The sequence below is a fragment of the Pseudomonas sp. MWU13-2862 genome (assembly GCF_023242495.1).
GTDB lineage: Bacteria > Pseudomonadota > Gammaproteobacteria > Pseudomonadales > Pseudomonadaceae > Aquipseudomonas > Aquipseudomonas gingeri_D.
Map to the genome: position 1 here is coordinate 308908 of NZ_JALMEZ010000006.1, position 12914 is coordinate 321821.

Here is a 12914-nt window from a genome sequence, read left to right on the forward strand (position 1 = left end):
ATTGATAGCGGCTTTAACCACATCACCGTACTGCTTGACGAAGCCGTCGAGGCTCTCGCCGTACGCCCTGATGGCTGCTATCTGGATGGCACCTTCGGCCGTGGCGGGCATAGTCGGCTGATCCTCAGCAAGCTCGGGCCAGGTGGCCGACTCCTCGGATTCGACAAGGATCCTCAGGCGATTGCCACCGGGCAAGCGCTAGCGGCCGAAGACGGCCGCTTTGTCGTTGTGCAGCGCAGCTTTGCCGAGCTCGGTTCGGAAATCGTCGAGCGCGACATGGCCGGCAAGGTCAACGGCATCCTGCTGGACCTTGGCGTGTCTTCGCCGCAGCTCGACGACCCGGAGCGTGGCTTCAGTTTCATGAACGACGGTCCGCTGGATATGCGCATGGACCCGTCCCGTGGCATCAGTGCGGCTGAGTTCATCGCCACCGCACCGGCTGAAGAAATTGCCCGGGTGTTCAAGGAATACGGCGAAGAACGTTTCTCCGGCCGTATGGCCCGCGCCGTGGTCGAGCGTCGTGTGATCAAACCCTTCGAGCGCACCGCCGACCTGGCCGAAGTGCTGAAGGTGGCCAACCCGGCCTGGGAAAAGGGCAAGAATCCGGCGACCCGCGCGTTCCAGGGCCTGCGCATCCACGTCAACAACGAACTGGGCGACCTGGAAACCGGCCTCGAAGCGGCGCTCGACGCCCTGGAAGTCGGTGGTCGCCTGGTGGTCATCAGCTTCCACTCGCTGGAAGACCGTATCGTCAAACTGTTCATGCGCCGCCTGGTCAAGGGCGAAAGCGACAACCTGCCGCGTAACCTGCCGGTCCGCCACCAGGCTTTCGAGCCGCGGATCAAAGTGCATGGCAAGGCCCGGTTCGCCTCCGAAGCCGAGCTCAAGGCCAACCCGCGTGCGCGCAGCGCCGTCATGCGTGTCGCGGAGAAGTTGCGGTGAGCAAGCTCTACGCCAAGCCACTTCCCGGCGGAAGCTTTTTCATGTTCCTGCTGTTTGTCGCCGTGCTGGTTTCCGCCATCGGCGTGGCCTACAGCGCGCACTGGAACCGTCAACTGCTCAACTCGCTGTACAACGAGCTGAGCGTGCGTGACAAGGCCCAGGCCGAATGGGGTCGCCTGATTCTCGAGCAGAGCACCTGGACCGCCCACAGCCGGATCGAAACCCTGGCCACCGAACAACTGAAGATGCGCATCCCCAGCCCATCCGAAGTCAGGATGGTGGCGCCATGATGAAACTCGAAGGCGCGCTCTATCCCTGGCGCTTCCGCGTGGTCCTCGGCGCACTGGCGATCATGGTCGGCTATATCAGCTGGAAGATCGTCGACCTGCAGGTGATCGACCGGGCGTTCCTGATCGGCCAGGGCGATGCGCGCAGCATGCGGCATATCCCGATTCCGGCGCACCGTGGCCTGATCACCGATCGCAATGGCGAGCCCCTGGCCGTCAGTACCCCGGTGACCACGCTGTGGGCCAACGCCAAGGAAATGCAACTGGCCAAGGATCGCTGGCCGGCGTTGGCGATGGCGCTCGGGCAGGACCCGAAGCTGCTGACCGAACGCCTGGAACAGCAGGCCAATAAAGAATTCATCTACCTGGTCCGTGGCCTGACCCCGGAGCAGGGCCAGTCCGTGCTCGACCTCAAGGTTCCCGGCGTCTACGGCATCGAGGAGTTCCGGCGGTTCTACCCGGCCGGTGAAGTGGCGGCCCATATGGTCGGCTTTACCGACATCGACGACCACGGTCGCGAAGGGGTGGAGCTGGCCTACGACGAGTGGCTGGCCGGGGTACCCGGCAAGCGACAGGTGATCAAGGACCGGCGCGGCCGGCTGATCAAGGATGTCCAAGTCACCAAAAACGCCAAGGCCGGCAAGCCCTTGGCGTTGTCCATTGACCTGCGCCTGCAATACCTGGCCAACCGCGAGTTGCGCAACGCCCTGGTGGAAAACGGCGCCAAGGCCGGCAGCCTGGTGATCATGGACGTGAAGACCGGCGAGATCCTCGCCATGGTCAACCAGCCGACCTACAACCCCAACAACCGGCGCAACCTGCAACCGGCGATGATGCGCAACCGCGCGATGATCGACGTGTTCGAGCCGGGTTCGACCATGAAGCCGATCTCCATGAGCGCGGCCCTGGAAACCGGCCGCTGGAAGCCCAGCGATACGGTCGAGGTCTACCCCGGTACCCTGCAGTTGGGCAAGTACACCATTCGTGACGTGTCCAAGACCGAAGGCCCGGTACTCGACCTGACCGGCATCCTGATCAACTCCAGTAACGTCGGCATGAGCAAGGTCGCCTTCGATATCGGCGGCGAAGCGATTTTCCGCGTGATGCAGAAAGTCGGCCTGGGCCAGGACACCGGCCTCGGCTTCCCCGGCGAGCGGGTCGGCAACCTGCCGAACTACCGCGAGTGGCGCAAGGCCGAGACCGCGACCCTGTCCTACGGCTACGGCCTGTCGGTGACCGCGATCCAGCTGGTGCACGCCTTCTCGGCCCTGGCCAACAACGGCAAGATCGTGCCGCTGACCTTGATCAAGACCGACAAGGCTCCCGAGGGTACCCAGGTTATCCCGGAAAATGTCGCCAAGACCATGCAAGGTATGTTGCAACAAGTGATCGAGGCGCCGCGAGGTGTCTGGCGCGCGAAAGTGCCGGCCTATCACGTGGCGGGCAAGTCCGGTACGGCGCGCAAGACCTCGGTCGGCACCAAGGGTTATGAAGAAAACGCCTACCGCTCGCTGTTCGCCGGTTTCGGCCCGATGAGCGATCCGCGCTACGCCATCGTGGTGGTGATCGACGAACCGAGCAAGGCCGGTTACTTCGGTGGCCTGGTCTCGGCACCGGTCTTCAGCAAAGTCATGTCCGGCACCCTGCGCCTGATGAACGTCATCCCCGACGACTTGCCGACAACGCCCCAACAGCAGGCCGTTGTCGCGCCTGCCCCGGTAAAAGGAGGGCGTGGTTAATGTCCCTGAGCTTGAACAAGATTTTTGCCCACGCCGGTCGCGATCTGCTGATTCGCGAATTGGCCCTCGACAGCCGTAAAGTCCGCGCCGGCGACCTGTTCCTGGCGATACCGGGCGGCAAGGTCGACGGTCGCAACCATATTGCCGACGCCTTGCAGCGTGGCGCGGCGGCGGTGGCCTATGAAGTCGAAGGCGCCACCGTGCTGCCGATCACCGATGTGCCGCTGATCCCGGTCAAGGGCCTGGCGGCGCAACTGTCCGATATCGCCGGGCGTTTCTACGGTGATCCGAGTCGCCACCTGAACCTGGTGGGCGTGACCGGAACCAACGGCAAGACCAGTGTCAGCCAGTTGATTGCCCAGGCCCTCGATTTGCTGGGCCAGCATTGCGGCATTCTTGGCACCCTGGGTACGGGCTTTTACGGCGCTCTGCAGAGCGGCATGCTGACGACGCCGGACCCGATTGCCGTGCAGGCGAGCCTGGCCGACTTGAAGAAAGCCGGGGCCAAGGCCGTGGCCATGGAAGTGTCTTCCCACGGCTTGCATCAGGGCCGGGTGACCGCGCTGGCATTCGATGTGGCCGTGCTGACCAACCTGTCCCGCGATCACCTGGATTATCACGGCACCATGCAAGCCTATGGTGCGGCCAAGGCCAAGTTGTTCGGCTGGGCCGACCTGAGCTGCCGGGTCATCAATATCGACGATGAGTTCGGTCGCCAGTTGGCGGCGGAAAAGCATGAGTCGCGTTTGCTGACCTATAGCCAGGAAGACCCGAGCGCCTACCTCTATTGTCGCGATGCGCAATTCAGCGACGAAGGCGTGCGCGCCACGTTGGTGACGCCGCAAGGCGAGCATCACTTGCGCGGTGCGCTGCTCGGACGCTTCAACCTGAGCAATCTGCTGGCGGCGGTCGGTGCCTTGCTGGGCCTGGATTACCCGCTGGACGAGATCCTGCGCGTACTGCCGCAGCTCGAAGGTCCGGCCGGTCGTATGCAGCGCCTGGGCGGTGGTGCCCGGCCACTGGTGGTGGTCGACTACGCCCACACCCCGGATGCCCTGGAAAAAGTCCTGCTGGCCCTGCGTCCTCACGCCAAGGGTCAATTGCTCTGCCTGTTCGGCTGCGGTGGCGACCGTGATCGCGGCAAGCGCCCGCTGATGGCCGAAGTGGTCGAGCGTCTGGCCGATGTGGCGCTGGTCACCGATGACAACCCACGTACTGAAGACCCTTCGCGGATCTTCGACGATATCCGTGCCGGCTTCGTGGCCACGGACAAGGTCCGTTTTGTCGCCGGTCGCGGTCTGGCCATCGCCGAACTGATTGCCGGCGCCTCGGCCGACGATGTGATTGTCCTGGCCGGTAAAGGTCATGAGGACTATCAGGAAATCAACGGCCAGCGCCATGCCTTCTCCGACCTGGTCGAAGCCACCAAGGCCCTGGATGCCTGGGAGGTCGGCCATGCTTGAGGCGATGAAACTCAGCGAAGTGGCGAAGGCCTTGTCGGCAAGCCTGTTGACGGCCGATGCCAGCTTCAATGGCGTGAGCATCGACAGCCGGGCGATTCAGCCGGGCCAGTTGTTTGTCGCGCTGACCGGACCGCGTTTCGACGGTCATGATTATCTCGAGGATGTCGCCGCCAAAGGCGCCGTCGCGGCGCTGGTCGAGCGTGAAGTGGTCGGCAGCAAGCTGCCGCAGTTGCTGGTCGCCGACTGCCGTCTGGCCCTGGGTCAGCTGGGCGCGCTGAACCGCGCCGCCTTTACCCGGCCGGTGGCGGCCATTACCGGCTCCAGCGGCAAGACCACGGTCAAGGAGCTGCTCGCGAGCATCCTGCGCACCCGTGGCCTGGTCCTGGCCACTCGCGGCAACCTGAACAACGAACTGGGCGTGCCACTGACCCTGCTCGAGCTGGCCCCGGAACACAGTGCGGCGGTCATCGAGCTGGGGGCTTCGCGCCTAGGCGAAATTGCCTATACCGTCGCCATGACCAAGCCCCATGTGGCCATCTTGAACAATGCCGGAACCGCCCATGTCGGCGAGTTCGGTGGTCCCGAGAAAATCGTCGAGGCCAAGGGCGAGATCATTGAAGGGCTGCAAGCCGATGGCGTGGCCGTCCTCAACCTGGACGACAAGGCTTTCGCTATCTGGCAAGCCCGTGCCGCCGGTCGAAAAGTCCTGAGCTTTGCCCTGGAAAACACCGCCGCCGATTTCCATGGCGCACAGATTTCCCGTGATCCACGGGGCTGCCCGGGTTTCGATTTGCACAGTCCCCTGGGCAGTGCCCGGGTGCAACTGAACCTGCTGGGCACCCACAACGTGGCTAATGCCCTGGCCGCCGCCGCCGCCGCCCATGCCCTCGGCGTTTCCCTGCCGGGCATCGTTGCCGGGCTGGAAGCGGTACAACCGGTCAAGGGGCGCGCGGTGGCGCAATTAGCAATCAATGGCATTCGCGTCATTGACGACACCTACAACGCCAACCCTGCCTCAATCGCGGCCGCCGTTGATATACTCGCCGGCTTTTCCGGCCGCACCGTTCTGGTGCTCGGAGATATCGGCGAGTTGGGCGAGTGGGCGGAGCAAGGACATCGTGAAGTAGGCGCTTATGCCGCCGACAAGGTTTCAGCGCTGTATGCGGTGGGACCGATGATGGTTCATGCCGTCAACGCCTTTGGCCCGCACGCCCGTCATTTCGCCACCCAGGCCGATCTGATCGCGGCGCTGGGCGCCGAGCAAGACACGGACACCACCATTTTGATCAAGGGTTCGCGCAGCGCTGCGATGGAAAACATCGTGGCGGCTTTGTGTGGGCCCGCTTCTGACGAACACAAGGGAGAGAAGCATTAATGCTGCTGCTGCTAGCGGAGTACCTGCAACAGTTCTACAAAGGCTTTGCGGTCTTTCAGTACCTGACCCTGCGCGGGATTCTCGGGGTACTGACCGCGCTGTCTTTGTCGCTGTGCCTGGGTCCCTGGATGATCCGTACCTTGCAGAATCGCCAGATCGGCCAATCCGTACGCAATGACGGTCCGCAATCGCACCTGTCCAAGTCCGGTACGCCGACCATGGGCGGCGCCTTGATTCTCTCGGCCATCGGCGTCAGCACCTTGCTCTGGGCCGACCTGCACAACCGTTATGTCTGGGTGGTCCTGTTGGTCACCCTGCTGTTCGGCGCTGTCGGCTGGGTCGACGATTACCGCAAGGTGATCGAGAAGAACTCCCGTGGTCTTCCGAGTCGCTGGAAATATTTCTGGCAGTCGGTGTTCGGCCTCGGGGCGGCGATCTTCCTGTTCATGACCGCGCAGACCCCGGTGGAAACCACCCTGATCGTGCCGATGCTCAAGGATGTCAGTGTCCCGTTGGGTGTCGGTTTCGTGGTCCTGACCTACTTCGTCATCGTCGGTTCGAGCAACGCGGTCAACCTGACCGACGGCCTCGATGGCCTGGCGATCATGCCGACGGTGATGGTCGGTGGCGCGCTGGGGATCTTCTGCTACCTGTCGGGTAACGTGAAGTTCGCCGAATACCTGCTGATTCCCTATGTCCCGGGCGCGGGCGAGCTGATTGTGTTCTGCGGCGCGCTGATTGGTGCCGGCCTGGGTTTCCTCTGGTTCAACACCTACCCGGCCCAGGTTTTCATGGGCGACGTCGGCGCACTGGCGCTGGGCGCGGCCCTGGGCACCATTGCGGTGATCGTCCGCCAGGAAATCGTCCTGTTCATCATGGGCGGTGTGTTCGTGATGGAAACCCTGTCGGTGGTGATCCAGGTCGCTTCCTTCAAATTGACTGGCCGCCGTGTGTTCCGCATGGCGCCGATTCACCACCACTTTGAACTCAAGGGTTGGCCCGAACCACGGGTGATCGTCCGTTTCTGGATTATCACCGTGATCCTGGTGCTGGTCGGCCTTGCCACCCTGAAGCTGAGGTAGAACACGTGTCACTGATCGCTTCTGACCACTTCCGCATCGTTGTCGGCCTCGGCAAGAGCGGCATGTCCCTGGTTCGCTTCCTGGCGAACCGGGGCATTGCCTTTGCCGTGGCCGATACGCGGGAAAATCCACCGGAGCTGGCCACGCTGCGCCGTGACTATCCGCAGGTGGAAGTGCGTTGTGGCGAGCTGGACGTCGAATTTCTCTGCCGTGCCGACGAGCTCTACGTGAGCCCTGGCCTGGCCCTGGCGACTCCGGCCCTGCAAGCGGCGGCCGCCCGTGGCGTGAAATTGTCCGGCGATATCGAGCTGTTCGCGCGTCACGCGAAGGCGCCGATCGTCGCCATCAGCGGTTCCAATGCGAAAAGCACCGTCACCACCCTGGTCGGCGAAATGGCGGCCGCGGCCGGCAAGCGCGTCGCCGTCGGCGGCAACCTCGGCACCCCGGCGCTGGACTTGCTCAGCGACGATGTCGAGCTGTACGTGATGGAACTGTCGAGCTTCCAGCTGGAAACCACCGACCACCTCGGTGCCGAAGTGGCCACCGTGCTGAATGTCAGCGAAGACCATATGGACCGCTACAGCGGCCTGCCGGCCTATCACCTGGCCAAGCACCGAATCTTCCATGGCGCCAGGCAGGTGGTGGTCAACCGTCAGGACGCCTTGTCCCGGCCGCTGATGAGCGAAGGCCTGCCGTGCTGGACCTTTGGCCTCGGCAAACCGGACTTCAAGGCTTTCGGCCTGCGCGAAGAGAATGGCGAGAAGTACCTGGCCTTCGAATTCCAGAACCTGATGCCAGTAAGCGAACTGCGGATTCGCGGCGCCCACAACCAGGCCAATGCCCTGGCGGCCCTGGCCCTGGGCCATGCGGTCGGGCTGCCGTTCGACGCCATGCTCTCGAGCCTGCGGACCTTCGCCGGCCTCGAGCATCGCTGCCAGTGGGTCCGTGAGTTGAACGGCGTGAACTACTACAACGACTCCAAGGCCACCAACGTCGGTGCGGCCCTGGCCGCCATCGAAGGCCTGGGGGCCGATATTGCCGGCAAGCTGGTACTGATTGCCGGTGGCGACGGCAAGGGCGCGGACTTCAGCGGCCTGCGCGGCCCGGTTGCGAGCCACTGCCGTGCGGTGGTCCTGCTCGGCCGCGATGCTGAACTCCTGGCCCAGGCCCTGGGCGACGCCGTACCGCTGATTCGCGTGCAGAGCTTGAACGAGGCCGTGCAGCGCTGTGCCGAGCTGGCCGAGCCGGGTGATGCGGTGCTGCTGTCGCCGGCCTGCGCCAGTTTCGACATGTTCAAGAACTACGAAGAACGCGGGCGCCTGTTCGCCCAGGCCGTGGAGGGGTTGGTATGAATTTCAACATTATCAAACCCTATCCGTCGCCGATCATCAGCGGGCGTGGCGTCGATGTTGACTTTCCGATGCTGGCCGGTGCCCTGGGGCTGCTGGGGCTGGGTCTGGTCATGATCACCTCGGCGTCCTCGGAAGTCGCCGCCGTGCAGTCGGGCAACGCGCTGTACCACATGATTCGCCATCTGATCTACATGGTCATCGGCTTGGGTGCCTGCATTGCCACCATGATGGTGCCGATCGCCACCTGGCAGCGGATGGGCTTCATGATGCTGGTGGGTGCTTTCGGCTTGCTGGTCATGGTGCTGCTACCGGGCATCGGCCGCGAGGTGAACGGTTCGATGCGCTGGATCGGCTTCAGCTTCTTTAACGTGCAGCCCTCGGAAATCGCCAAGGTCTTCGTGGTGATCTACCTCGCCGGTTACCTGGTGCGGCGACAGAAGGAAGTCCGCGAAAGCTGGATGGGCTTCTTCAAGCCCTTCATCGTCTTGCTGCCGATGGCCGGCCTGCTGCTGATGGAACCGGACTTCGGTGCCACCGTGGTGATGATGGGCGCGGCGGCGGCGATGCTGTTCCTCGGCGGGGTCGGGCTGTTGCGCTTCGGCTTGATGGTCATGCTCGCGGTGGTGGCGGTGGTGGTGCTGATCAAGGCGCAACCCTACCGGATGGCGCGTTTGACCACCTTTACCGACCCCTGGGCCGACCAGTTCGGTTCCGGCTACCAGCTGACCCAGGCACTGATCGCCTTCGGTCGTGGCGAATGGCTGGGCGTGGGCCTGGGCAACAGCGTGCAGAAACAGTTCTACCTGCCTGAAGCGCACACCGACTTCGTGTTCTCCGTACTGGCTGAAGAGCTGGGTGCGGTGGGTTCGCTGCTCACGGTCGCGCTGTTTGTTTTCGTCAGTGTGCGGGCCATGTACATCGGCCTGTGGGCGGAAAAGGCCAAGCAGTTCTTTGCCGCCTATATGGCCTACGGCCTGGCCTTTTTGTGGATCGGTCAATTCCTGATCAATATCGGCGTGAACGTCGGCCTGCTGCCGACCAAGGGCCTGACCCTGCCGTTCCTCAGTTACGGCGGTAGTTCGTTGGTGATTTGCTGTGCCCAGCTCGGCTTGTTGCTGCGTATCGAGTGGGAGAGTCGAACCCATCTGGGCAGTGAAGAGATGGAGTTCGATGAAAGTGACTTCGCCGAGGAGTCACCCCATGGCCGATAAAGTGCTGATCATGGCCGGTGGCACCGGCGGACACGTGTTCCCGGCGCTGGCCTGCGCGCGGGAGTTCCAGGCGCGCGGCTACGAGGTGCACTGGTTGGGCACGCCGCGGGGTATCGAGAATGAACTGGTGCCGGGCGCCGGGTTGCCGCTGCACCTGATCCAGGTCACGGGCCTGCGGGGCAAGGGCAAGCTGTCGCTGCTCAAGGCGCCGTTCGTCCTGCTCAAGGCGGTGTGGCAGGCACGCAAGGTCATGGGTGAACTGAAGCCGGTCTGTGTGCTGGGCTTTGGCGGTTATGTGACCGGCCCCGGCGGTGTTGCCGCGCGGATGGCCGGTATTCCGGTGATCGTTCATGAACAGAACGCCGTGGCGGGTACCGCCAATCGGCTGCTGGTGCCCTTGGCGACCCGGGTCTGCGAAGCTTTCCCGAATACCTTCGGCGCTTCGGACAAACGTCGGACCACCGGTAACCCGGTGCGCACCGAACTGTTCCTGGAAACCCCGCGCCAGGACCTCGCCGGACGCCGCGCGCGCCTGCTGATCCTGGGCGGCAGCCTGGGTGCCGAGCCGTTGAACAAGCTGTTGCCCGAAGCCCTGGCGCAAGTGCCGGCCGAATACCGTCCGGAAGTGTTTCACCAGGCCGGGCGCAATCACGACGAAATCACCGCCGAACGCTACCAGGCGGTCGGCGTCGAGGCGCAAGTGGCGCCGTTTATCAAAGACATGGCCCAAGCCTATGGCTGGGCCGACCTGGTGGTCTGCCGTGCCGGCGCCTTGACCGTCAGTGAACTGGCCGCCGCCGGTCTGCCCTCGTTGCTGGTGCCCTTGCCCCATGCGATCGACGATCACCAGACCCGCAATGCCGAATATCTGGCCGGGGAGGGCGCTGCCTTCCTGCTGCCGCAAAGAACGACTGGCGCCGCCGACCTGGCGGCTCGCCTGACAGAGGTTTTGATGCAACCGGAACGACTGAACAGCATGGCGCGCACTGCCCGCCGCCTGGCCAAGCCAGATGCCACCCGCACCGTGGTCGAGATCTGCCTGGAGGTGGCCCATGGTTGAGAATCAGAAAGCCATGCCGCAACCGGAAATGCGCCGTATCCGTCGTATCCACTTCGTCGGGATCGGCGGCGTGGGCATGTGCGGGATTGCCGAAGTGTTGTTGAACCTGGGCTATGAAGTGTCCGGTTCCGACCTGAAGACCTCGCCGGTGACCGAGCGCCTGGAGTCCTTCGGCGCCCACATCTTTATCGGCCACCGCGCCGAGAACGCCGCCGACGCCGATGTGCTGGTGGTGTCGAGTGCCGTGAACAAGTCCAACCCGGAAGTGGCCACCGCCCTGGAGCGGCGCATTCCGGTGGTGCCGCGCGCCGAGATGCTGGCCGAGCTGATGCGCTATCGCCACGGCATCGCCGTCGCCGGTACCCACGGCAAGACCACCACCACCAGCCTGATCGCCTCGGTGTTCGCCGCCGGTGGCCTCGATCCGACCTTTGTCATCGGTGGCCGACTGAATGCCGCGGGCACCAATGCCCAGCTCGGCACCAGCCGCTACCTGATCGCCGAAGCCGATGAAAGCGACGCCAGCTTCCTGCACCTGCAGCCGCTGGTCGCCGTGGTCACCAACATCGACGCCGATCATATGGACACCTATGAAGGCGACTTCAACAAGCTGAAGAAGACCTTCGTCGAGTTCCTCCACAACCTTCCGTTCTACGGTCTGGCCGTGGTCTGCCTGGACGATCCGGTGGTGCGCGAGATCCTTCCGCAGATCGCCCGTCCGACCGTGACCTACGGTGTCCACGAAGACGCCGACGTGCGTGCGATCAATATTCGCCAGGCCGGCATGCAGACCCACTTCACCGTGCTGCGTCGCGACCGCGAGCCGCTGAACGTGTCGGTGAACATGCCGGGCAACCACAACGTGCTCAACTCCCTGGCCACCATCGCCATCGCCAGCGACGAGGGCATCAGCGATGAAGCCATCGTCCAGGGGCTGTCGGGCTTCCAGGGCGTCGGTCGACGCTTCCAGGTCTACGGCGAACTGCCGGTGGACGGCGGCAGCGTGATGCTGGTGGACGACTACGGTCACCACCCGACCGAAGTCGCGGCGGTGATCAAGGCTGTCCGCGGTGGCTGGCCGGAGCGCCGTCTGGTGATGGTCTACCAGCCGCACCGCTACACCCGCACCCGCGACCTGTACGACGATTTCGTCCAGGTGCTGGCCGACGCCAATGTCCTGCTGTTGATGGAAGTCTATCCAGCCGGGGAGGAAGCGATTCCGGGCGCGGACAGCCGCCAGCTGTGCCGCAGCATTCGCCAGCGCGGCCAGCTCGACCCGATCTATATCGAGCGTGGCGTCGAACTGGCACCGCTGGTCAAGCCGTTGCTGCTGCCCGGTGACATCCTGCTTTGCCAGGGTGCCGGCGATATCGGTGGCCTTGCCCCGCAATTGCTCAAGAGCCCGCTGTTCGCCACTGCCGTAGCCAGCCAGGAGAAGTCGAAATGACCGCTGCCTACGCCAACCTGTTCTCGACCGTCGAGCCGAAAGCCTTCGGCCGCGTCGCCGTCTTGTTCGGCGGCAAGAGCGCCGAGCGCGAGGTCTCGCTGAAGTCCGGCAACGCGGTGCTTGAGGCACTGCAAAGCGCCGGTGTCGACGCCTTCGGTATCGATGTGGGCGACGATTTCCTGCAACGCCTGCTCAATGAAAAGATCGACCGCGCCTTTATCATTCTGCACGGTCGCGGCGGTGAAGACGGCAGCATGCAAGGCCTGCTCGAATGCCTGGGGATTCCCTACACCGGCAGCGGCATCCTCGCCTCGGCGCTGGCCATGGACAAGCTGCGGACCAAGCAGGTCTGGCACAGCCTGGGGATTCCGACACCGCGTCACGCCGTGTTGAGTTCCGCGGCCGACTGTATTTCAGCCGGCGCGGAACTGGGGTTCCCTTTGATCGTCAAACCTGCTCATGAAGGCTCCAGTATTGGGATGGCCAAAGTGACCTGCGCCGACGATCTGATCGCCGCCTGGAAAGCCGCCGCCGCCTACGATTCGCAAGTATTGGTTGAACAGTGGATTCAAGGTCCGGAGTTCACCATCGCCACCCTGCGCGACCAGATCCTGCCGCCGATTGCCCTCGGCACCCCGCATTCGTTCTACGACTACGACGCCAAGTACCTGGCTTCCGATACCCAGTATCGGATTCCCTGCGGCCTCGATAGCACCAAGGAAAAGGAACTGATGGACCTCACGGCCAAGGCCTGCGAGGCGCTCGGTATCGCCGGTTGGGGCCGGGCCGACGTGATGCAGGACGCCGACGGGCAGTTCTGGTTCCTGGAAGTCAACACCGCGCCGGGCATGACCGACCACAGTCTGGTCCCCATGGCCGCGCGGGCCGCCGGCCTGGATTTCCAGCAGTTGGTGCTGGCGATCCTGGCGGCAAGCATCGAGGTACGAGGTTAAGAC

At 63.8% G+C, this 12914-nt stretch carries 11 protein-coding genes; all 11 read left to right on the top strand.

Annotation, left to right across the window (positions count from 1 at the left end; all coding sequences use genetic code 11):
* Genes rsmH through M5C56_RS13820 form a run of 11 tightly spaced genes read left to right on the top strand, consistent with a single transcriptional unit; the run spans window position 1 to window position 12911 of the window.
* A complete protein-coding gene (gene rsmH / locus M5C56_RS13770) occupies window positions 1-942 on the top strand; it encodes a 16S rRNA (cytosine(1402)-N(4))-methyltransferase RsmH (RefSeq protein WP_103494606.1) in 942 nt (313 codons plus the stop codon).
* Entirely contained in the window at window positions 939-1232 is a 294-nt protein-coding gene (ftsL, locus tag M5C56_RS13775) for a cell division protein FtsL (protein WP_100941296.1), read from the top strand. The genes rsmH and ftsL overlap by 4 nt, the downstream gene beginning before the upstream one ends.
* Entirely contained in the window at window positions 1232-2968 is a 1737-nt protein-coding gene (locus M5C56_RS13780) for a penicillin-binding protein 2 (protein WP_177099622.1), read from the top strand. Before ftsL ends, M5C56_RS13780 begins: the two co-directional genes overlap by 1 nt.
* Complete coding sequence (locus tag M5C56_RS13785; protein ID WP_103494525.1) at window positions 2968-4431, top strand: UDP-N-acetylmuramoyl-L-alanyl-D-glutamate--2,6-diaminopimelate ligase; 1464 nt, start codon at window positions 2968-2970, stop codon at window positions 4429-4431. The genes M5C56_RS13780 and M5C56_RS13785 overlap by 1 nt, the downstream gene beginning before the upstream one ends.
* Window positions 4424-5806 (top strand): UDP-N-acetylmuramoyl-tripeptide--D-alanyl-D-alanine ligase, encoded by a 1383-nt coding sequence (murF, locus tag M5C56_RS13790; RefSeq protein ID WP_103494526.1) that lies wholly within the window; start codon window positions 4424-4426, stop codon window positions 5804-5806. Before M5C56_RS13785 ends, murF begins: the two co-directional genes overlap by 8 nt.
* Window positions 5806-6888 (top strand): phospho-N-acetylmuramoyl-pentapeptide-transferase, encoded by a 1083-nt coding sequence (mraY, locus tag M5C56_RS13795; RefSeq protein ID WP_103494527.1) that lies wholly within the window; start codon window positions 5806-5808, stop codon window positions 6886-6888. Before murF ends, mraY begins: the two co-directional genes overlap by 1 nt.
* Before the next feature lie 5 nt (window positions 6889-6893).
* Complete coding sequence (gene murD, locus M5C56_RS13800; RefSeq protein ID WP_103494528.1) at window positions 6894-8240, top strand: UDP-N-acetylmuramoyl-L-alanine--D-glutamate ligase; 1347 nt, start codon at window positions 6894-6896, stop codon at window positions 8238-8240.
* A complete protein-coding gene (gene ftsW / locus M5C56_RS13805) occupies window positions 8237-9451 on the top strand; it encodes a putative lipid II flippase FtsW (protein WP_103494529.1) in 1215 nt (404 codons plus the stop codon). The genes murD and ftsW overlap by 4 nt, the downstream gene beginning before the upstream one ends.
* On the top strand, window positions 9441-10511 hold the full coding sequence (murG, locus tag M5C56_RS13810) for an undecaprenyldiphospho-muramoylpentapeptide beta-N-acetylglucosaminyltransferase (protein WP_103494530.1): 1071 nt from the start codon (window positions 9441-9443) through the stop codon (window positions 10509-10511). Before ftsW ends, murG begins: the two co-directional genes overlap by 11 nt.
* A complete protein-coding gene (gene murC / locus M5C56_RS13815) occupies window positions 10504-11958 on the top strand; it encodes a UDP-N-acetylmuramate--L-alanine ligase (RefSeq protein WP_103494531.1) in 1455 nt (484 codons plus the stop codon). The genes murG and murC overlap by 8 nt, the downstream gene beginning before the upstream one ends.
* Entirely contained in the window at window positions 11955-12911 is a 957-nt protein-coding gene (locus tag M5C56_RS13820) for a D-alanine--D-alanine ligase (protein ID WP_103494532.1), read from the top strand. Before murC ends, M5C56_RS13820 begins: the two co-directional genes overlap by 4 nt.
* Window positions 12912-12914 lie beyond the last annotated feature (3 nt).